Here is a 22,241-nt window from a genome sequence, read left to right as displayed (position 1 = left end):
CGTGGCTGTTTAAACAGAAATTACAGAACTGGGGCACAGAGAAATCGCTAATATGGACAACAGGCATTGCTCAATATCGAGATGAATTTGACGGTGAAATCGTCAAATTCATCTCCCGAATTACTAATGCCAGACAACAGACCTTGTTCGTTAGAGACACCGTGTAGTGATGACGCCAGCTTCGGTTGCTTTTGATTCTGAATCCCCATCTTTAGAGGGCGATCGCCCTAATGTGCCGCTTTTGGGCAAATCCCTGGACGAGCTGACGGCATGGGTGCAGCAGCAGCAGCAACCTGCATACCGGGGCAAACAACTGCACCAATGGATTTATCAACAAGGGGCGCGATCGCTGACTGAGATTTCGGTATTTTCTAAACAGTGGCGCGAACAACTGGTCGATACGCCGATCGGACGATCAGAGTTGCACTATCGCTCTGTTGCACCGGATAAAACGGTGAAATATTTGCTGCGCTTAGCTGACGGACAGATTATTGAAACAGTGGGTATTCCTACTGCCAAACGGCTGACGGTCTGCGTGTCTTCTCAGGTGGGTTGCCCGATGGGCTGCGACTTCTGCGCGACCGGAAAAGGTGGGTTTTTACGCAATCTCGACTGCCACGAAATTGTCGATCAGGTCTTGACGGTACAGGAAGACTTTGGCGAACGAGTCAGCAATGTGGTCTTTATGGGCATGGGCGAACCCTTGCTGAATATTGACCAGGTATTAGCCAGCGTGCGATCGCTAAATCAAGATATTGGCATTGGGCAGCGATCGATCACCATTTCGACCGTTGGCATTCCAGGACGCATTCGCCGCCTAGCCGAACACCAGTTGCAAGTAACCCTGGCTATTAGCCTCCATGCCTCTAATCAAGCTTTACGAGAAACCCTGATCCCCAGTGCTCGCCAATATTCTCTCAAAGCGCTTCTGTCAGAGTGCCGCGAATACGTCCAGATCACCGGACGACGGGTGACGTTTGAATATATTTTGTTATCTCATCTCAACGATGACCCAACCCATGCCGAAGAATTGGCAGAGCATTTACACGGGTTTCAAAGTCATGTCAATTTGATTCCCTACAATCCCATTCAAGAAGTAGACTACAAACGTCCCAGTCCGCAACGGATTCAGGGGTTTGTTGAGGTGTTAGAGGCTCATAATATTGCCGTCAGCGTCCGTCGTCCCCGAGGGTTAGCTGCGGATGCTGCCTGCGGACAATTACGGGCGTCTAAAGCTGGGGTTTGAGGCGATCGCCAAGATTAAGGCACTCACACCAACGTTTATCGCTGGATTAAGGATCCTGATAAAATTAAAACCCACAACTTTTTGGGAGAGTGCGGCGGAGCCGCACTCTCCCAAAAAAGTTATTCAAGTTATTTGTGTGAGGATCCTAAGCACTGCCAGATCGCGTTCTGTTGCCATAGACCAGAGGCAGACCTTCCCTGAAGAACGATAGCTATCCCTTAAATCCGATAAAGTGTTAAGAAGAGTAAGGAAAGCCATATTGATTGTGTGGCTCAATTACCGCAAGCGTCGCTATCCATCATCAGGTTTGAGTTAGGTCTATGTCTGGTTTTAATTGGTTTAACCGCAAATTTAACAAGCCAACCACCCCTTCTGAAACAGAATCGAAGGACGTTCCTCAACCGCAACCTGAAGCCAAACCTGAGGATAGTCAACCTGAAGCAACCCCAGCGATCGCCGAAGATTATTTGACCTGGGCAAAAGTCGCTTACCAAACGATTCAAAAACGGCAGCAAGCGGCGCAAGCGACCGAAACACCCGCTGAAGTACCCAGCGAAGCGACAGCCGAACCCACGCCTGAACCACTTCCCAAAGCGACACCTGAACCCACGCCCGAACCGCTTCCCGAAGCCGCCCCTGAAGCACTCTCTGAACCGTCCTCTGAATCCGCCTCTGAAGCCATTCCTGAACAGGTAGAGACGCCATCTGACTTGCTGACAGAGACATCTGTTGAACCGGATGAACCCGTTGCTGACGGGGCGATCGCAGACGAGAGCACAGCTTCCAGTCCAGAGTCTGAAAGTACAGCATCCGAAAGCACAGCATCCGAAAGCACAGAAGCGGTCGAAGCAACGGTACCGGAGATCCAGCCTGAGGCTGTTGTTCCGGTCGTAGATGAAATCGAATCGGCAGCCGATGTTGCCGCAGTCGTTGAGTCGGCAGAGGAAGGAGCAGAGGCGATCGCGCCCGTCATTCCTTTGGAACCACTGGCAGCGAGCGATTCTGAGTTGCAAGCCCCTGTTGTAGAAGAAACAGAACCCGCCCTGGAATCTGTGCCGGATGCCATCGCAGACTCTGCGCCTGATGCCACAACCGATGAGACCGAAGACGCCGAGGCAGAATCGGCTACGCCAGCCACAACATTACCTTTCTGGGCAAAAGCAGAAGCCGAACGCCAAGAACGCTTAGAACGGATCAAAGCGGAAGCACTGAAAGTGGCGGAAGCCGAAGCCGCTGCCGCTGCCGCAGCGACTGCTGCCGGGGTGACGGAAGCAGACCCGATCCCCGATGTCGCGCTCGATGAAAACTTTATCTGGTCGGCGGGGGTGCTTGCCGCGCAGGGACGCCGACCTGATCAGATCGATCTGGAAGAAATTACCTGGTTGAAGCGTTTACGACAGGGGTTAGACAAAACCCGCCGGAGTTTGATCAATCAGCTGCGATCGATTGTTGGTCAGGGCCCGCTCAATCAAGATGCGGTCATGGAAATCGAGTCGCTGCTATTGCAAGCTGATGTGGGGGTCGAAGCCACCGATTTCATCATCAATTCACTCCAGGAAAAACTTAAACAAGAGGCACTCCCTCCCGAACAAGCGATCGCCTATCTCAAACAAATTCTCCGAGAAATGCTCGATCGCCCCTATTCCACCTACGACCCAAACTTTGCGCCTGAAAAAGATACCCTCAACATTTGGCTGATTACGGGTGTCAATGGCGCTGGCAAAACCACGACGATTGGTAAACTCGCCCATGTTGCCCAAAAATCGGGCTATCGCTGTTTGATTGGGGCAGCCGACACCTTCCGAGCTGCTGCCGTCGAACAGGTCAAGGTCTGGGGTAAACGCAGTGATGTCGAGGTCATTGCCAATCCTGGCAAAAACACCGATCCAGCCGCCGTGGTCTTTGATGCCATTACAGCAGCTCAATCGCGCGATACAGAACTCTTGCTGATTGATACGGCTGGGCGATTGCAAAATAAAAAGAATTTGATGGACGAACTCAGCAAAATTCGGCGCATTATCGACAAAAAAGCACCCGACGCCCATATTGAGTCGTTGCTCGTACTTGACTCTACCCTCGGACAAAATGGCTTGCGTCAGGCAGAAGTTTTTTCAGCCGCCGCTCAACTCAGTGGCGTTGTGCTGACCAAACTCGACGGCACTGCCAAGGGCGGGATCGCGCTAGCTGTCGTGCAGCAGTTGGGGCTACCGATTCGCTTTATTGGCGCAGGCGAAGGGATTGAAGATTTGCGCCCCTTCTCCAGTTACGAATTTGTGGAAGCCTTGCTCAGCAACTAGTGTGGCAAACACGAAATTTTGCAACATGGGGGTTTGGGGGCGCAGCCCCCAAAAGGGGGTTTTACCCCCTCCACCCCCTCTAAAACTTTTAAGTTGGTGTACTAGGATTGATTGGGGCAAACCGCTTGTTGCGCAAATGGTTTGCTCCAACGAACTCACACGCGAATCGTAAAAAACGGTAGTGATAGTGATGTAATGATTTTTTGTGGCGCGGGCATTGCCCGCGCCACAAAAAATCATTACTCTTTTTAGAACTACTAAAAAACTCCTCCCCGACTAGGGAGGAGTTTTTGGTAGTATCACCCTGAAATTACTTATTCGGCTGAGGTGTCATCCGCAGATAGGGTCTGACTTCCGTTACCCCTTTCGGGAACTTCTTCTTCGCTTCTTCTGTGGGGATCGAAGGCACGACAACGCAATCTTCGCCATCTTTCCAGTCGGCTGGGGTCGCCACACTGTAATTGTCAGTCAGTTGCAACGAGTCAATTACCCGCAAGATCTCGTCAAAGTTACGACCTGTGCTGGGGGGGTAGGTTAGAGATAGACGCAGCTTTTTGTTGGGATCGATGATAAACACAGTGCGAACGGTGAGGGAAGCATTCGCATTGGGGTGAATCATGTCATAGAGATCAGACACTTTTTTGTCTGCATCTGCCAGGATCGGATAGTTGAGTTTGGTACTTTGGGTGTCTTCAATGTCTTTTGTCCAACCCATGTGAGACTCAACGCCATCCACACTGAGTGCGATGGTCTTAACGTTGCGCTTATCAAATTCGGGCTTGAGTTTCGCAACGGTACCCAACTCGGTCGTGCAAACAGGAGTGTAATCCGCAGGGTGAGAAAAAAGCACCACCCAGCTATCGCCAGCCCATGTGTAGAAGTCGATGTCACCTTCTGTGGAGGCTTGGGTAAAGTTAGGAACGACGTCGCCTAGTCGAAGTGTCATAGATGAACTTCCTGTCTGTAATAAAAGGAACAAATCCGGAGTTTACCTAGTAATAATGCCATAAAACCCCGGTATTCCTGTCGGAGTTTAGATCTTTTTAGGATTTCAATACGGCTTTATGGGTGAATGAGTATCGCCCCAGTGCGATCGCCAGCGAACCCACCACTACCAATGCAGCCCCTAGCAACCCTGAAGCGGTAATTTGTTCGGGTTTGATCAGCTGGGGAAATGCGATCGCCACGAGCGTTACCGACAGTAATGTGACGATGGGGGTGGTAGACAAAACTGCACTGACCCGCGACGCTTCCCAATGCTCCAGTGCTTCAGCAAACGCACCGTACGCCAAAAACGTGTTGAACCCGCTGAACACCAACATACTCCACTCTAAAGGAGTCAGGGATAGCAACTGGTCTGGAGATGCAACCGGGGTAAACAACAATGCACTCCCTCCATAAATGAACCACATAATGACCGCAGACGGCAGTTGCAGTAACAATTGTTTTTGAGCCAGCGCATAGACAGCCCACAGCACTGCCGCTATGACCAAAAGCCCGGTACCCAGTAAATAATTTGCCGGAGCATTGAGCAATCCCTGAAGTTGGTCTTTAAAAAACAGCGTCATGCCCAAACTCAGTGTCCCCAAGCCAAACCATTGCCGCAGAGTATAGCTCTCCTTAAAGAAAATCAGGGCACCCAGACCCAAAAACACAGGAGCCAGTTGGATGATCACCTGTGAGTTGGTCGGTGAGGTGAGGTGCAATCCTTCTAAAAACAGCACATAGTTTCCGGCTAAAAACAAGGTGGCGATCGCCAGCAACTCAACTCGACAAGCCCGTATCGTTTGCCAGGTCGGGATTTGCTGCTGCTTTGCCAGATACAGCCCCAACAGCCCAAACGACATCAGAAATCGAAACCAGATGACAGTGTATATATCTACCGAGACTAAAACAACCTTGAGGGCGATCGGCAAGATACCCCATAAAAATGCAGTCGTAAGCGCTAAGCTAAGTCCCAAGCGCCATTGACCAGAGCTATGGTGAAGTTGCATGGAAAACCTTTTCTAACCCGTGCGTTCCGTTTAAATTGAGAGTAGTCATGGTGTCGGGTTGCGTGGGCTTTGCCCACGCAACCCGACACCATGACAGTTTCAGAACTACCCTCAGAGTAGGATCAACTGGGTCAGGCAACCTCACCCGGTTCACTCATCTGATCAGAGGAAGACAGGTTAGTCTGTCATAGCAATTTTCAATTGCGTGAAGTACACGTTATTGTGTGAGAGCCGCGCGGAGCGCGGCTCTCACACAACAACCGTAATCTATCCAGGCGCGAAGCGCTATAGATCAGTCAGGAATAAATCTCATGGCAAAAACCGCTTCGACCATGTTGACGTTGGGCACTCCAGCCCCCGATTTTAGTCTGCCCGATGTTGTTTCCGGCGAGAGGGTGTCTCTAGAGACATTTGCCGACAAACCGGCGTTGTTGGTCATGTTCATCTGTCAACATTGTCCCTTCGTCAAACATGTGCAAATCGAACTGGCAGCCTTAGGGCAAGACTATAGCAACCAGGGAGTGGGGATCATTGCCATTAGCGCCAATGATGTAGCTAACTACCCCAATGACTCGCCAGAGCATCTTAAAGCCATGGCAGAAACGTTGGGGTTTGTCTTTCCCGTTTGCTATGACGCGAATCAAGAAACGGCAAAAGCCTACACAGCAGCCTGTACACCAGACTTTTTTCTGTTTGATGGCGATCGCCGTTTAGTCTACCGGGGGCAGCTAGATGATAGCCGTCCCGGCAACGCACTCCCGGTCACCGGGCGAGATCTACGGACGGCGTTAGACAGGCTTCTGAGCCAGCAAGCCATCGATCCTGACCAAAAACCCAGCATCGGCTGTAATATCAAATGGAAACCCGGTAATGAACCGAGTTATTGAGGTTTATTGAGCAAACAAAGCTCCAGGTCTTAACATAAACGGGGTATCGTTGGCGATCGCGTGTGTCTACCCTGGCAAACCCCCTACATCCAACACAGGGGCATTACCAACTTAAACGAGTCAGCCTGATTTTTTAGAGATCCCTGGGGGTTAAGCGGATGGATCTCAAGTCAGGGTGACCCAAGTTGTCAACCCAAGCGCACTAAAAGGTTTTGAGGAGTGGAAGTTCAATCAACCCAATTAGAGTCCGTTGTTCAGCAAATTGGCGAGGCAGTTCTTGCCACCACGGAGACGGTCGATCAACTCTGTCAACAAGTAGATACATTGGCTAAACAAGTGCAACAGCAGGGCTATCAGATTTTTGCTCTGAGCGATGCTGTACAGACTCTTGCCGAAAATCAAGATGGTGCGCTTGAACGGCTGGATCGATTAACGGCAACCTTACAACGATTGGTTGAGGCGATCGAAGACGCCGACGAACCCAAGAGTTAATGGACTGTCGCCTGATTAACCCTGTACCTGGTCAAGTTGTGGCATGGATCTCGTATAGCGCGTTGCTCAGTGAGAACCAGAGCATTGGTTGAAAGCTATGCAGAGTATGGTTTTCAGCCAGTAATCTGTACTCCGTTCGACTAAAAATCGCTATCAAGATTCCAGAGCGATGAACCTGTGGTTCTTGTGGGAGAGCGACGGCTTCGCCGTCACTCTCCTAAAGAATTAAATTCTAAACATCAAGCTGCGGGGTTTAGTGCGGGGTGAATTTGAGAAAAGACAAGTTTTGTAATCTCTCGATTTTATATAGAACTGCTGGCAGTTCTATATAATTGGAATTCCTGAATCTTAAAAGTTGGAAAGGCTGCTCACTTGCATCACCCACATGGGTAATTGTCCTCAGGGCAAATTTGTTAGAGAAATTTGATAGGTGGTTTTGTGCATCTAGAGACGGTTCTAGATTGTCTGTGCCATAGTTTCAAAAAATTGTGTTCTAACAATTTCCTGGAGTCAATTGCTCTGATTTCAACAACTAGGGGTGCAAACAACGAATTTTGCAACGTGCTGGCTGGGTGAAGACGCTCTCGCTGGGGAGGTTTCGCCAGGCTACGGTCTTCAAAATTTAGGTTTTGAAGTGCTAGTTCATATTCAGCTTATTTTTCTCCAACTAGTCACAGGTAGGCAGAGATTGAGTATAAGTAGGGAAACTGGTATTCAAGGATCATTATTGATGTCACTGGATGAGGAACTCACGCAAGATTGGCGATCGCGAATCCAGGCGGACTGCCCCGACCAACCCTCCTCCGCACAGGAGAGCATTATCCGCTGGTTGCTAGGCGAAGATTCTAACCGATTTAATGAGTTGGCTCCTGACCAATTGGCAGTTGCCAGACAAGCAATGGACTATCGCTATCGCATCTTGCTGCAACGCTACCTAACGGCAAGCCCAGAAGCTGCTTACCAAAAGCTGATCCAACGGCTGGGTAGCCTATTCCTGATCCGCAGTAAAATTCGTACCTGGGTTGCCTTATCTCGCGATCGCCATCGCACAGTGATGGACGTGTTGCAAGAAGTCATCCAAGAATTGATCCAAAGCGATAAATATATTCGCCAACAAATGTATTGGATTGCCCAATGCACGCCTAACCCACGACTCAAGAATGCGCTGATCTTGACGAGTGTCGAAGAGTATTGCCTGCGCCCGATTCGCAACCAACCGCTGCTGGTTTTTCGGTTTGTCAATTACTTACGCCGTTCACAGCGGGGTGGCATGACTCAGGTACCCGCAGGTGAGTTAGTCCGGCTGGTGTCCGAAGAAATTGCCCCGGATGATGCCGAAAATCCTCTAAGTTTGCTAGATTCGCAGGCGGTGACGGAGTACCAGGATCAGCAAGTTGCGGAAGAACAGCAAACCTTACGCACCAATGTCAAACAAGAATTTGTCAACTATCTCGACCGAGAAGTAGGAACCCTGGCGGCTCAGTGGCTAGAGTTGCATCTGCAAGGGCAATCTCAAGAGGCGATCGCCCGTAAGCTCGATCGCCCGATTAAAGAAATTTATCGTCTGCGCGAAAAAATTAGTTACCACGCTGTTCGCGTCTTTGCCCTAAAAAATCAGCCCGAACTCGTCACCACCTGGTTAGGCACCTGTCTGCTGGAACACAATTTGGGGTTGACGCCAAAACAATGGGACACGTTTTGGCAGAGTTTGAACCCCGAACAGCAACGGATTTTAGAAAAACTTAAAGAAGGAAAAAACTACGCAGCGATCGCCCAAGAGCTTAATCTCAAACAAAATCAGATCTTGGGAGAATGGACTAAAATTTATCTATTAGCTCAATCGCTCCGGAATGAAGCCTAAATTCGTTGAATAACTATTATCCTGCTCGCTAGGGGATAAATACGGTAACCCAAAGACACCTTCATCTTGTTTATTTTGTCAGCGCTATGCCTCACTGTTTATGCGGTGTAGCCATCGTTCAGCATTGTTAGACGTCATCGTTCAGATAGGCTGAATCAAAGACCGAACTCAGAGTCATTAGAGATTCGCAAGCAAATATTATCCTCATTTGTAAGGTGGGTTAGGCGCTAGTTGTAACGCACTACAGGCATTTTATTTTCGTGCAAGTCCCGGTCTCTAAATTTTATTGACAGAAGCGCGGCGTCGCCGCGCTTCTGTCAATAACCGATCCGGAGTTCGTCCTGCCCAATTAACTAGAATTCACGACCGATGAAGGGCGTGTAGGGGTACTGTCCTCCGCTAAGGAGCACTGGTTCTTCCACCCCAAGCTGTTGCTTTTTCCTTTTAAGGTCATGGATTGAATAAAACCCGATTCCTTTTGAGAGAGCGGCTTCGCCGCTCTCTCAAAAGGAATCACAGGTTAATTAATCTGTGATCCTAAGGATTGTGGATTTAATAAACCCGAAGATTTATATTTGGCAGTCCGGCATCGCCGCGTTACCAAACATAAACGTCCGGATTTTAATTAATGTGTGATTCTAAGTTGGTATAAAAAACTGTGCTAGCGATCGCTATCCACCGCTAAATCTATTTGACTCAAAAAAATGTCCACTGGGTGCGGGTTTTTCCCGGTCTATCCCTAACCCTCTTTTGTTGTGAACGGTGCTGTGTAACTGACAGGGAGTAGATTTTACTGCCGAAAAAGGATAGATCTCAGTACCCCAATTTCTAAAACTGAAATTAACGTCCTGCGACAGTTACAACAGTATAGTTAAGAAGAATAGATCAGGCGACTAAAATGACCCTTTAAGCGATTATTTATGCAGTCCCCCCTGAACGATCACAGCGGCTCACAACCGCTCCAATCTGCCTATCAGTCAGTGATGTCCCATTTTCAGGGTGAAGTAGCCGAGCGTTTGAATATCGAACAGATGTTCATTTTGATCGATGGTGTTCTACCCTTTGAAGCCTGCCTATATTACCAGGTTCTACCGCTATTCATTGAAGGCAGTCGGTTGCACCTGGGTATGGTGAGCTTAGACGATACCACTGCCAGCGACTACGTGCGCCGAATTGTGTCGTACCACAATTACTCGTTAATTTCGCGCCAGATTTCTTCTGAAGCCCTGAGAAATACCCTCTCAGCCTATCTCAACTACTCCGGCAATCGGCAAACTGCCCAACACAAGCATTTGTCTCGCTCTCGTTTGCAACGCAGTGCGCGATCGCGATCTGAGCAAAAAGTTGACCAAAATGTCCAGGAGACGTTGGTGGTGGATAGCCCTGACGAACTCAACGGAGATGGATTTTTAAGTTCTGATGCCCGGACAGATTTATCCCACGCTTCAACGATAAATTCTGCCGAAAAAGCTAACATCCCACTCGCCGACGCATTCTCAGACGCAGAACCTGCGCAATCCACCCATCAACCGAGTGAAGGGATTGCACCCGAACTGCATTCCAGTCAGCCCGAGGTGCTTGTCGAAGACTTGGCAGCCCGTGATACCGCCAACCCATCGGCTGTTCTAGACGACATTGAGGTTTTGAGTTCGCCGGACGCAACACCTGCTGCACCTGAACCTGTTCGCACAACGAAGTTGCCGGATGCTGCGATCGCCAATCCGCCTGAACCCGCAGCCGCAGCCGATGATCTGAATCCGGTGGCTCAGATGGATAGCGCTGAAGCGGTCAACCCACCAGAATCGGCTCACGCTCAGTCACCCCAAGGTTTGCAAGAGGTGGCACCTGCGTCCGTGGATCAGTCGCCTGTGGATCAGTTGCCCGTGGATCAGTCGCCAGCGGATCAAGCAGCAGCGGCTGATGCTGTGCCGGTTACTAAACCTCTGATCAAAAAACCGTCAGATTTGTCGCTCAATTTTCGCTATGCCGTTGCCCAAAGCCGAGCCTCTGCACCGATCTCGGCAGCGTTACTGCATCCCCTGGTGCCTCTAGAAATTCAAATTAACCATCTCCATAGCTCGGCAGACGTGCTAGCCACTCTGACGCCCAAAGAATTGCTCCAAGAGCTACTGGGTCGGGTGCTGCTGAGTGGCATTGGGCGGTTGTATTTTGAGCGTCAGCCCAATTTTGGACGGGTACTCTGGAGCCAAAATGGGGTTTTGCAATCGGTCGTCGATAAGTTAGAGATGCCGACGTTTCAAGGCATCATCAATGAGTTGAAATCGATGACGGGGTTAACCTTGCTGCCTGTGACCCAGGCAAAACAGGTAGAAATCGAACGGCTCTATCAACAAGCCCGGTTGCTCTTGCGATTTCGCTTTATGCCCAACCAGCATGGTGAAGAAGCCACGCTACAGGTGCTGCGTGGGGCTGCCCTGAAGTTTTATCAACAGCAACAGTTAGCCAGCTTAGAACGGGATGCCCTGACGATCGCCAAACAATTGCAAAATAAAATTAGCGAGATTCGCGATCGCGCTTTGGCAGAACCGGGTTTGTCGAGCATGAAATTAGAAATTTTGCCATCCCTGAGTCAACTGCTACACAGCATTGAAGAGCAACTGGGGGCATTGCAGCAAAATGAAGACCAAGAAATGTCGGAGTAGTTTAAAGCGCCTACATGGCTAAACGATTAAACCATCGAGGGAGGTGCTTTGCACCTCCCTCGATGGTTTAATTACCATAATCTTTGACCAGGCGAACGCCTGTATTGAAGGACGGATGTATTATGAATGAAGGAATGCAGATTGATGAAAACGGAAGATTTATGGTTGGAATCGCGGCGTCGCCGCGATTCCAACCATAAATCTTCCGGATTTAATTTAACTTGTGCTCCTAAGATGCACGATACTCCGTCCAACTTGATGCCAATGGACTTAGAAAAACCCCTCGGTTCGGTTATCCAAGGTTCTCTCAGCCAAGGATTGGAAGTACGGTTACATCCCGACGTGTCGGTCGAAGATATGCGGGTAGGAAAATTTTTGGTCGTCCAGGGTCGGCGATCGCACTTCTTTTGTATGCTCACCGATGTTTCGCTGGGCACGGCAAGTTTGCGCATTGTAGCGAATCCGCCAGAACCGAGTAATACGTTTCTGCATGAAGTTCTGGCAGGAACGGGCACCTATGGCACTATCAATCTGACGCCGATGCTGATGTTTACGCCCAGTGACGCGCTCAGTGAGTTGCCACCTACCATTCGTCAGCAAAAAGCCGATAGCCAAACGGTGAATCCTAAAGGCTACAGTCTGCCGAAAGCTAACACCAGTGCGATCGAACTATCGCCGGTAAAAACTATTCCCAGCCACTTTAGCCAGGTGTTTGACGCCAGCGAGCGAGATTTTCGGGCGGTGTTTGGCTGGGAAGATGATCCCCATCGGTGTAACTTTGCCATCGGGCAACCGATTGATATGGATGTACCCATTTGCATTGACCTTGATCGCTTTGTCGAGCGCAGTAATGGTGTATTTGGCAAATCGGGCACGGGCAAGTCATTTCTGACTCGGTTATTGTTATCCGGCATTATCCGCAAGCGAGCCGCCGTCAATCTGATTTTTGACATGCACTCAGAATATGGCTGGGAAGCCACGCGGGAAGGCAAACAATTTAGTACCGTTAAAGGATTACGTCAACTATTTCCGGGGCAGGTGCAAATTTACACGCTCGACCCAGAATCGACCAAGCGGCGCGGGGTAAGAGATGCCCAGGAGCTTTACATTAGCTATGACCAGATCGAAGTCGAAGATCTCATGCTGGTGCGGGGTGAGTTAAATCTGTCGGAAGCCAGTTTGGAAAATGCCATTATTCTTCGCAATGAGTTTGGCAAGACCTGGATCACACGATTGCTGAATATGAGTAATGAGGAGATCCAGGAATTTTGCGAAGTCAAGATGGGCAGTAAATCGTCCATTATGGCGTTGCAACGTAAGTTAACGCGACTGGACGATCTCAAATATTTGCGTCAAACCTGTCCCCATAATTACGTGGCTCAAATTTTAGAATCGCTTGAGCTGGGTAAACATGTGGTCGTAGAATTTGGCTCTCAGTCCAATATGTTGTCGTATATGCTGGCAACCAATGTGATTGCGCGACGGATCCATGCCAGTTACGTCCAGAAAGCCGAAAAATTTTTACAAACTAAAAATATTAGCGATCGCCCTCGTCAACTGGTAATTACGATCGAAGAAGCGCATCGATTTCTCGATCCGGCAACCGTTCGACAAACAATTTTTGGTACGATCGCCCGCGAAATGCGGAAATATTTTGTGACGTTACTGGTGGTCGATCAACGTCCATCTGGTATTGATAACGAAGTTATGTCTCAAATCGGCACCCGCATCACTGCCTTACTGAATGATGAAAAAGACATTGATGCCATTTTTACCGGAGTTTCGGGAGGGCAAAGTTTGCGATCGGTGTTGGCAAAATTAGATTCCAAACAGCAAGCCTTGATCCTGGGTCATGCCGTACCGATGCCGGTGGTGATTCGCACACGACCCTACGATGAAACTTTTTATGCCGAAGTTGGAGCCACAGCCTGGGAAGAGATGCCGACCGCAGCTGTATTCAAAGCCGCTGAAGCAGCCAAAGCAGATCTGGGGTTTTAGGATTCAGTTGGATCGCAACGAATCTCTAGCAAAAATCCATCGGGATCGTAGAAATAAATGCCTCGTCCTGTCGGGCGGCTCACCGGCCCATGATCGATCGGCACGTGGTGAGCTTCAAGAACGGCTAATGCTTGCTCAAATTGTTCGGGCGCAATATCAAACGCCAGATGTCCGGCACGGGTAAAGGCACGACCGGGATCTGGGTCAGGCGGCTGCAATTCAGGACGCCCAAATAAATCTAAAATCGTGCCATCCGGCGTGATAAAGTTGGCAACGTCTCCGGCAGCGACGGCGGCTTTTAAGGTTTCGGGAATTTCTTCTCCGGTAAGCTCATGCAATCCTAAAATCGTGCCGTAGAAGTGACGCGATACCTGCATATCGCTCACATTCAGAGCAACGTGATGAACTCGGCGCAGCAGCCCTGGTGCAAGTACGGGGACAGAGGGGGCAGAACTAGAAATCATAAGAGCGATTCTTAGTTAACGCTTTTCTCAATCATACTGATTGAAAGCCGATCCGGGAGTTAATATGGCGTGCTCTACGTGTCTACCCTTCACTCATTTTCTCTGATGGAAGCGCGGCGTCGCCGCGTTTCTAACACTCGTCTAAGAGAGCGACGGCTCTGCCGTCGCTCTCTTAGAGCCAATTTATAAAGTAAAGCTTAAGCGTTGAGATGAGGAATATCGCTTGATCCCCCCTTCCCCCCTTCAAAAGGGGGGAATCTGTTTAGATGCCCAAGTCCCCCTTTTTAAGGGGGATTTAGGGGGATCGAAATCTTTGTTTATAAATCAGCTCGCAAACGAATTGGGTTTTATGCAATCCACGATCCTCAGGAAATACTGACCAGTTCAATTTCAAAGGTCAAGTCTTCACCCGCTAACGGATGGTTAGCATCAAGGGTGACCTGCTCTTCAGATACTTCGGTAATCACAACGGGGATAATTTGACCGCTGGGTTGCCGGATCTGGAGTTGCTGCCCAATTTCCATCGGAATATCCCCTGGCATTTGCTGGCGATCGACGACTAAGACCATTTCCTGATAATGGGGACCGTACGCATTCTCTGCGGGAATCAGCTCGGTTTTCGAATCTCCCAAATTCATGCCGATCACAGCTTGCTCAAACCCTGGAATAATTTGCCCACTGCCGATCGCAAATTCCAGGGGGTCGCGCCCAATCGAAGAATCAAAAATGGTGCCATCGTCCAACTTGCCTGTATAGTGGACAGCTACCGTGTCGCCTTGTTTAGCCTGTGTCACTGCTTTCTCCTTGTCTGCAAAATGCTGCATCGATTACTTGCGCGAAAAACTGTCGCGAGACCAAACTTCGGCTTATGCAAGTGTTTTTGATCTTGCCCACCTTATCGTATGCAAGTATTTTTTGATCACGCCCACCTTATCGCAGACGAGTAGGAATTTGCATAGGCGTAATGTGATCTAAAGAGTTGGCTGAAATTGGCTGACTATGTGGCATTCACGAGTTCTTTTTAAGCAATGCCCTGTTGATCAGGCGGTTGTGGAAGGAGACGAGGCGATCGCCGCCTCAGACGAAATACCCAGGAATTTTTGGCTGACCCAGGCAGTCAGGATATGAGACAACACCCCCAACGGCCCGGCAAACAGACAAAGTGCCAGCGAATGAATCGTCCAAACCCCTGTTCGTTGACCTTCCCAATAAATCCAGCGTCCGACAAATAAATCCATCACCAAAAAATGAACCCAGCCTGTTGCCATAACTTTTTCGTTGGCAAAAAGGTTTGCCAGATCTGCTAATCCTAAATTGGGGTCAGAAAAAGCCTGTGCGGTTCCTGGATCTAAGCTGCTAATGAATAAGTACAGATAAACACCTGCCAGGGCGACAAAAGGCAAGAATGAACCCATCACCTTGCGAGTGATGCCCCAGTTGGGTAATAGCACCATGAGTGCCCAAAATGGCAACACAAAGAGATTGGCACCGCTAAATAATAGGTCTAAATTCATGGATTCTCCGGGGTGTTACCGACGGTTTATATTAGGTCACATGCCATTGCCAGGTGAACCAACACAAACCGTTGGATGTTCATGTTAGTGGGTGATTTTCAGCAACGTTTTAGGATGTTGTATTGCATCTGAGCGAAGCAAATACCTCACTTGCCTGAGTATTGGCATCTAAACCCAGGGCTGAGAGCGTTAGTAGATACGTATAATTTTCTAACATCAAACTGGCATCATAGCGAGAGGCTGGAATGTTGGTGTTACCGTCTGCCCACGTCAACGTGCCTACTTGAACAGTGATCGGCACCACCTGGCCACAGATGGTTTTGCTATCGGTTCTCGACGATGCGGCTTGAAAGGTGCCTTCCGGTTCATAAGAAAATGAGACTCTGGGTACAGGATCGTCCGGGTTGGTATCTTCGGTCCAGGCTTCTCCCACACGACTATTGGAGGGAACCCTGGCTATGAACAGTTCGATTAAAGGCGGCGGGGTACTGGCGTCCGTTTGGGGTAACGGTTCAAACACGTGAGTACTTCTCACCAGCGAAATCTGCGCCCCACCGATAGTTGTGCCAAAAATTCCGATTGCCCCACCCGGAATGGTGTAATCCATTAAACTTTGGGCGATCGCCTCGGCTCGACGAGGGTCAAAAGCATTGTTGATGAACTTGAAACCCAGCCCCGCCAGCCCCATGACGACAATTAAAATTGACCCAATGGCGATCGCCAGCATTTCCCAAATACTGACGGATACTGGGGTTGAAGATTCTGGAGTTGAGCTTGAAGGGAACTCTGCCATAAAACCATAAAGATTTAGGGATAGGGGTAGTGCTTTGCCAAGTATTTGCTGACGAGTGATGTGCTGCGCTTCGCGCAGCACATCACTCGTTTTAACCGTCAATTTTTAATTGACAGACCAGTAGTCGTATTATGATGTTGGGCTGGGCGGGCGTCGCCCGCCCAGCCCAACATCATGACGGTTTGAGAACCACCAATGTAGCAAGGCAACGATGCTTGATTAAACCGGGCATAAGGTTAGTTCAAATCTACTCCTAAGAAGCGATCGAGAAATCGGGTTCGCCAGATTAACCGCAGAATGAAGCACCATTCGATGGCAACCAGTCCAATAAATAGATAGTTGAGCAAACCCAGAGGAGCCAGTTCAAAGAAATTGCTTAAACCGGGGATGGCCAGAATCAGAATATAAATTCCTAGCAAAATTAAAGTGACGATGGTATACCGCCAATCGCCACTCAGCGCTTCTCCACCCACCCAGGCTGGAGTCGGAGGCTTGAGGAATGGGATGAGGAATAACTCGCCCAACACCAGAATAGCAACCAGGGCACTGCGAGGAATAGAATAATCGACCTGGCTGACGTCTGAACCGGGAGGTAAATCGAGGATAGCGTAGATCAAATAAAACAGGTAAACCAGTAAGGCAACCAGCGTCAGGGTCATCGTAGATGGCACAACAAAGTGCAGAATCGAACGAACAAGACCTCGCGGATTGGAAATACCAGGTTTCGCCCAAATGGGTACAAACATCGAGGGAAACCCAACGCCAATCAATGTGACGACCGCACTTTGTTTATTTTCTAACGGAAAGCTATCGGTCACGATCGCCGTTGCGAAAATTAAAAGGGTAACGCAAAGGGTTCGCACCATAAACAGTTTTAATACATCCTGGATGCCGTTACGAATCCGTTGTCCTTCTAAAAACGCTCGGGGTAACGATCCAAACGAGTCCTTTAACAACACAATATCTGCGACTCCACGAGTGGCTTTACTGCCGCTTTCCATGGCGATCGCCAGATTAGATTGTTTGAGGGATAAAATATCGTTGACGCCATCGCCAATCATGGCAACATAGTGACCTGCCTGGCGCAGACATTGCACCAAACGAGCTTTTTGCTCTGGCGTAATGCGACCAAAAATCGTGTGGGTTAGGGCAGCCTGGGCAAATTGCAAGTCATCCATCAGGGCTAACGCTTGCCCAGAGATAGCAGAGATTTCAGATTGCAACCCTGCCTGTTTGGCTAGTGCCATCACCGTTTGAGGATTATCTCCAGAAATAATTTTGATCTCAATTCCGGCATTGGCAAACCCGGCTAAGGTTTTCTGTGCCTCGGGTCGAAGTTCATCGCTAAATTTCAACAGACCCAGGGGTTGCACGTTGGGTGGCAACTGCGGTTGATCGGCTTCGTTCGTTAGCGATCGCCCGTCTGCTACAGCAAACATCAGCACCCGCAAGCCCTGGCGTGTCGCGGCTTCGATCCAATCTTGCATGTCTATTGTCAAGGTCAGAGCGCTAGCAAGGGTTTCTGGGGCACCGAGGATGTAGGTGAGGGATGGGGATGGGGGAGGTGGGGGAGATAGGGGAGGTGGGGGAGATGGGGGATGTGGGGGAGATAGGGGAGGGGATGAAGAGGTTAATAATTGATGTGTCGCTCCTGATAGCACTAAGCCACTCCACTTGCGGGCAGAGGAGAAAGGAACTTCTGCTATGACGGTGAGGGGTTGACCGGGACAAACGGAGGCGATCGCGGTTGTGGTGCGGTTGCCAGAGGTGGTATTGGCAGCATAGTTGCCTAGTTGCGATCGCAGTTCTGCGGCTGTGATGCCGATGGGATAGAGATCTTGCAACACCAGTTGATTGGTCGTCAGGGTACCTGTTTTATCCAGGCAAAGGATATCAACGTTACTCAACGACTCGACGGCATTGCTTTGCTGGATCAGCACATCCTGACCCACCATACTGACGGCACCTAACCCATATGCCAGGGTAATGGCTAACAATAATCCTGCGGGTACCAGACCTGCAATCACTGCGGCTCGTTGGACTAGTTCGCTTAAGGAATAATCGCGGCTGAGAAAACTGATGCCAACCAAAATCCACAAAAAGCAGGCAATCAACATAAACACCCGAATCACCAGGTTGATTTCCCGTTGTAAAGGGGTGAGGACATGGCGAAATGCCCGCGCCTTTGCCATGAGTTGATAGGCAACGGTTTCTTTGCCAACTTTCTGGGTTTCGTAATAGGCAGTTCCACTGACACAAAAACTACCCGAATAGACCGTCGTTCCCATCGGCTTGGGAATTAGATCCGATTCTCCAGTCAGTAACGATTCATCGACTTCAATATTACTTTGCCCGACAACCTCTCCATCAACCACAATCTGATCGCCCGCTTCCAGGCGCAAAATATCGCCCAATACAATCTCGCTAGGGTCAATATTTTTTTCTATGCCATCTCGCAAAACAGTCGCTTTGGGGCGGTTCAGTAAGGCAATTTTATCTAGCTTTCGCTTTGCCCAAATTTCTTGATAGATGTTTACCAAAACACCACCAAAGATGACCACAATGACCAGAAAAGCATCTCCCAAGCGTCCCAGAAAAATCATTACTAGACTGATGCTAGTAAAGGTCGCGTTGATAAAGGTAAAGAGATTTTCCTGAACGATCTGCCAATACGATCGGCTAGTTTGCAATTTGGTATTGTTGCCTTGACCGGCAGTCCGCCGTTGCATGGCTTCTGCTTCGGTCAATCCGCCTGCATCAGCGCGGTACTGATACACCTCTTCTTCGATGCTCATGATTCAGTTACTTCAACCATCGACTGATGACTGTTTACCCCAAAATACAGGGTTGTTGTTGGGGTCGCGGTGATGCGATCCCTCTCACAACAAACCTATACCCTAATTTAGGGTATTGCTGAATCCAGACACGAATGTGAACGGGATAAGTCTCTCAGGCTAATCAAAAACTAAATCTGCTCTGTCCTATGAAGCAGTATAGGGCGCAGGCAAAAAGACGCTCTTAGGCAAAGCGGCATGGCAACCCTGACGAATATCAACCACCTGCGTCACACTAAAATCGACTGCGACTGAAATTAAAGAGTAGGCTTCATCAGCACTCATGCTCCGTTTACTTTGCAAGAATGTCAGCATTTGCTCAGCCGATTGGCGCATCGCTTTGTTCAGATCTTCATTAAACCCATGGGTAATCCAATGCGTTGCGGTTTCCATGATCGGATTGGTAATTGGGAAATCTTTGATCACAAAGATCTGGAGATAGGCATTCATAGAAGCTTCGATCGCCGTTCCCGATAGCTCAGCATCTCCCTGCGCCATATGGGTATCGCCCACATAGAAATTGGCACCCGGATTGAACACCGGATAATACATCGTCGCTCCGGCACCATTACGCCAGTTGTCAATATTGCCGCCAAAGGGACCCGGCGGAATGCTATTAATCCGTCCGCTCTCTTGCGGAGCCACACCCATCACCCCAAAGTGAGGTCGTAGAGGAATTGCCACCCGTGTTTGAATTACTTCTCTGGCACTGGCATCGGGTGCGGTAATCAAGCCTGGTGTGTCGTAAATCGGTCTGCCTTTGAAGTCATAAGCAAACACAGGTTGTGCCAGGTTGGCTTCGGCATCAATTTGATAGATCGTAATCCGCTCTTTTTTGAAACTATCGTAGAGATAGCCCCAATTTGCCGCAATGTTACTGCCATAGCGCAGCCGGGGTTCTGTTTTCAACACTCGCACCATGAGCGTATCGCCAACTTCAGCCCCACGCACGGCGATCGGACCCGTCATAATATGCACGCCAGGACCGCGATCGGTGATGGTTTCATACACAGCTCTAACCCCATCATCCATCAACAGGTCAGGAGCATCTCCAGCATGGTGAGTTAAAGCTTCTACATAGACAATGTCACCGGAATCGATGGTTAATACAGGGGGTAGTTCTTTATCAAAAAATCCCCAAAAGCAATTCTCTGGTGTGGCTTTGAGGACATGAATATTGCTGGCATCACGGATTTCATCTGCCGCTTTCAAGGTCTGGGCTTTTGCGTCTTGTGGATCCCGCAAAAAGCCCACCATATTAGTGCCAACTGCTGCTGCTGCTCCCAGTGAAGCTAGAAATGCTCGTCGGGATTGTTTAGACAAAAACTGAGACGGATGATGGGCTGGATCTTCTGTGATTTCGTCAATGTCTGAGGTGGTTGGAGTGGGCGGGTTTGCGCCACAGTGCGGACAATGTGCGGCAGGGTGAGAATGCTCGTGGTGATGCTCTGACATAAACTCTAGCCGATAAATAGGAATAGATGTTCATAGGTTTATAAGGAAATGGTCGCTGCGAAATTGTGTTTCACATTACAGAAGCTATCATTCGGTGCAATTTGGTACATTCCTTCACCTTGGTGTAGCGTTACGCAACAAGCAGGGTGATGTGTTGAAACGCGGCGCGCCGCGTTTCAACACATCACCTATCTAGTGCACCAACTTAAAAGTTTTAGAGGGGGTGGAGGGGGTAAAACCTCCTCTTGGGGGCGTAGCCCCCAAACCCCCATGTTGCAAAATTTCGTGTTTGCAACACTAGATACTTCAACGGATAGCGTTATGTCATTCTTAAGAACGAGGTGCGATCGCTCTATTAATCCGACAATAAAGCGTTTTCATACTGTGATTCAATGAGCAACTGCGATCGCTTTCAATACTCATCTGCCCTATAACCCAGTGAAGCAGATTTAATTTTGCAAGGGGCATCACTGACCAGCTTTGACCGTATCGCTGACCACATCGAGAATCTTGCTAATCGCAATTGTTAAGTTAGTGATCTCGTTTGTATCAAGCTTAGAAAAGATGCTGTATAGATAGATGTCTAGTTTAGTTCACCTGTCAATGAAAGCAGAAGAAGCACTAGAGCTTCTAGATAAAATCCCGAAACAAGAACAGCTCACTGCTCTGCAAAAGCTGATTCTTTGTTATGCCTGGGATGGGTTAACCTATCCCGAAATTGCAGACAAGATGGGGTACGCTCACGAATACATTAAACACGTCGGTAATCAAATTTGGCGATCGCTTTCACAAACGTTGGGCGAACCCGTGAGTAAATATAACTTTCGGGCAGCGATGCAGCGCTATGCTCGACGGCAGCGGTTATAGCCCAGACGAGCAGTGCTGCATCCAGGATGAATTTGAATGGGAACCCGAAGGGTTCCCATTCAAATTCATCTCCAAAGCTAGTAACATCCCCAAATGCGATCGCGAGATGTTTGCATGGGACTGGTTTGAAAGTGCAACACGCCTATTCTCAACCCATCCCAGCGAGTCCTCAGTCACTCCTCAGTCATCTCTCAGCACACTGAGGGCAATAGCCGATACGCTAGTGATAGGACTGTGCAGGGTAAACCATATTCCTAAAGCACGGTTTCTAATTACAAGATTTACTCTGGAGTTCGAACGGTATGACCTCTTCAAAGAGCAGCTTTGAAATTACAAAAACAGAACAAGAATGGCGTGAAACTTTGACCCCAGAGCAATTTCAGGTTCTGCGTAAACACGGCACCGAACGAGCAGGGACAAGCCCTCTAGACAAAGTCTATGACAAGGGCGTCTATGAATGCGCGGGGTGTGGGTTACCGCTATTTTCATCGGATACTAAATTTAATAGCGGCACGGGCTGGCCCAGTTTTTATGCACCGCTGACAGAAGCGATCGAAACGTCCGTGGATCGAGCGCTATTTATGACGCGCACGGAAGTGCATTGTCGTCGTTGCGGTGGGCATTTAGGGCATGTGTTTAATGATGGTCCGGCTCCGACTGGTCAGCGTTATTGCATGAATGGTGTCTCCTTACAATTTGTGCCCGAACAAGAGTAGAGGTGATAAGCGTAGAAGTTCGGTCGCAAATGAATGGGGCATTCTTGTGAGAACGACCCGTTGATTCAACACATCATCTGGTGATGATTGCGATCGCCTACTCTTGTAGCAATTTTCAGTTGCATAAGGTACAGGGTGTTGAGAGAGAGCCGCGCTCCGC

Annotated in this window: 17 protein-coding genes; 9 read left to right on the top strand and 8 right to left on the bottom strand. The window is 49.2% G+C overall.

From position 1 onward, the window contains the following. Positions 1-169: 169 nt before the first annotated feature. Together rlmN and ftsY are read left to right on the top strand one after the other, a co-directional pair. The gene (gene rlmN / locus ACR6Z4_RS13740; protein ID WP_479717851.1) at positions 170-1,246 is read left to right on the top strand and encodes a dual-specificity RNA methyltransferase RlmN; all 1,077 of its coding nucleotides are present in this window, start codon (positions 170-172) and stop codon (positions 1,244-1,246) included. 320 nt (positions 1,247-1,566) lie between these two features. After that, entirely contained in the window at positions 1,567-3,543 is a 1,977-nt protein-coding gene (ftsY, locus tag ACR6Z4_RS13735; RefSeq protein ID WP_479717850.1) for a signal recognition particle-docking protein FtsY, read from the top strand. A gap of 310 nt (positions 3,544-3,853) precedes the next feature. Here ftsY and ACR6Z4_RS13730 read toward each other — a convergent pair whose 3' ends face one another. Then, positions 3,854-4,489 carry a peroxiredoxin gene (locus tag ACR6Z4_RS13730; RefSeq protein ID WP_479717849.1) on the bottom strand — a complete coding sequence of 212 codons (636 nt, stop codon included), beginning with the start codon at positions 4,487-4,489 and terminating at the stop codon, positions 3,854-3,856. A 97-nt stretch (positions 4,490-4,586) separates the two neighbouring features. Next, complete coding sequence (locus ACR6Z4_RS13725) at positions 4,587-5,537, bottom strand: DMT family transporter (RefSeq protein WP_479717848.1); 951 nt, start codon at positions 5,535-5,537, stop codon at positions 4,587-4,589. A gap of 311 nt (positions 5,538-5,848) precedes the next feature. Between ACR6Z4_RS13725 and ACR6Z4_RS13720 the strand changes: the two genes are divergently transcribed. The 5 genes from ACR6Z4_RS13720 (at position 5,849) to ACR6Z4_RS13700 (ending at position 13,438) form a co-directional block, all read left to right on the top strand. After that, on the top strand, positions 5,849-6,424 hold the full coding sequence (locus ACR6Z4_RS13720; protein ID WP_479717847.1) for a thioredoxin family protein: 576 nt from the start codon (positions 5,849-5,851) through the stop codon (positions 6,422-6,424). A gap of 219 nt (positions 6,425-6,643) precedes the next feature. Continuing rightward, positions 6,644-6,916, top strand: coding sequence for a hypothetical protein (locus tag ACR6Z4_RS13715; protein WP_479717846.1), 273 nt, complete (start codon positions 6,644-6,646; stop codon positions 6,914-6,916). Positions 6,917-7,646: 730 nt separating this feature from the next. Then, on the top strand, positions 7,647-8,777 hold the full coding sequence (locus ACR6Z4_RS13710) for a HetZ-related protein 2 (RefSeq protein ID WP_479717845.1): 1,131 nt from the start codon (positions 7,647-7,649) through the stop codon (positions 8,775-8,777). A 920-nt stretch (positions 8,778-9,697) separates the two neighbouring features. Then, entirely contained in the window at positions 9,698-11,440 is a 1,743-nt protein-coding gene (locus ACR6Z4_RS13705) for a GspE/PulE/PilB domain-containing protein (protein ID WP_479717844.1), read from the top strand. Between the two features lie 264 nt (positions 11,441-11,704). Beyond that, entirely contained in the window at positions 11,705-13,438 is a 1,734-nt protein-coding gene (locus ACR6Z4_RS13700; protein WP_479717870.1) for a helicase HerA domain-containing protein, read from the top strand. Here ACR6Z4_RS13700 and ACR6Z4_RS13695 read toward each other — a convergent pair. The 6 genes from ACR6Z4_RS13695 to ACR6Z4_RS13670 form a co-directional block, all read right to left on the bottom strand. Beyond that, on the bottom strand, positions 13,435-13,902 hold the full coding sequence (locus ACR6Z4_RS13695) for a VOC family protein (RefSeq protein WP_479717843.1): 468 nt from the start codon (positions 13,900-13,902) through the stop codon (positions 13,435-13,437). The two genes, ACR6Z4_RS13700 and ACR6Z4_RS13695, sit on opposite strands and share 4 nt — an antisense overlap. A 365-nt stretch (positions 13,903-14,267) precedes the next feature. Next, the gene (locus ACR6Z4_RS13690; RefSeq protein WP_479717842.1) at positions 14,268-14,696 is read right to left on the bottom strand and encodes an FKBP-type peptidyl-prolyl cis-trans isomerase; all 429 of its coding nucleotides are present in this window, start codon (positions 14,694-14,696) and stop codon (positions 14,268-14,270) included. Positions 14,697-14,942: 246 nt separating this feature from the next. Next, the gene (locus ACR6Z4_RS13685; protein WP_479717841.1) at positions 14,943-15,416 is read right to left on the bottom strand and encodes an ABA4-like family protein; all 474 of its coding nucleotides are present in this window, start codon (positions 15,414-15,416) and stop codon (positions 14,943-14,945) included. A gap of 109 nt (positions 15,417-15,525) precedes the next feature. Then, the gene (locus ACR6Z4_RS13680) at positions 15,526-16,311 is read right to left on the bottom strand and encodes a hypothetical protein (protein ID WP_479717840.1); all 786 of its coding nucleotides are present in this window, start codon (positions 16,309-16,311) and stop codon (positions 15,526-15,528) included. A 134-nt stretch (positions 16,312-16,445) separates the two neighbouring features. Further along, positions 16,446-19,004, bottom strand: a complete 2,559-nt coding sequence (locus tag ACR6Z4_RS13675) for an HAD-IC family P-type ATPase (RefSeq protein WP_479717839.1) — start codon at positions 19,002-19,004, stop codon at positions 16,446-16,448. 186 nt (positions 19,005-19,190) lie between these two features. Next, a complete protein-coding gene (locus ACR6Z4_RS13670) occupies positions 19,191-20,498 on the bottom strand; it encodes an acetamidase/formamidase family protein (RefSeq protein ID WP_479717838.1) in 1,308 nt (435 codons plus the stop codon). Between the two features lie 579 nt (positions 20,499-21,077). On the opposite strand from ACR6Z4_RS13670, the gene ACR6Z4_RS13665 reads away from it, so the two are divergent. Both ACR6Z4_RS13665 and msrB read left to right on the top strand, forming a co-directional pair. Beyond that, positions 21,078-21,365 carry a helix-turn-helix domain-containing protein gene (locus ACR6Z4_RS13665; protein ID WP_479717837.1) on the top strand — a complete coding sequence of 96 codons (288 nt, stop codon included), beginning with the start codon at positions 21,078-21,080 and terminating at the stop codon, positions 21,363-21,365. A gap of 302 nt (positions 21,366-21,667) precedes the next feature. After that, a complete protein-coding gene (gene msrB, locus ACR6Z4_RS13660; RefSeq protein ID WP_479717836.1) occupies positions 21,668-22,081 on the top strand; it encodes a peptide-methionine (R)-S-oxide reductase MsrB in 414 nt (137 codons plus the stop codon). Positions 22,082-22,241: the final 160 nt, after the last annotated feature.

The organism is Calyptranema fuscum S582, assembly GCF_055793305.1.
The sequence above is the reverse complement of the archived record's forward strand: the minus strand, read 5'-3'. Positions and strand labels throughout refer to the sequence as shown.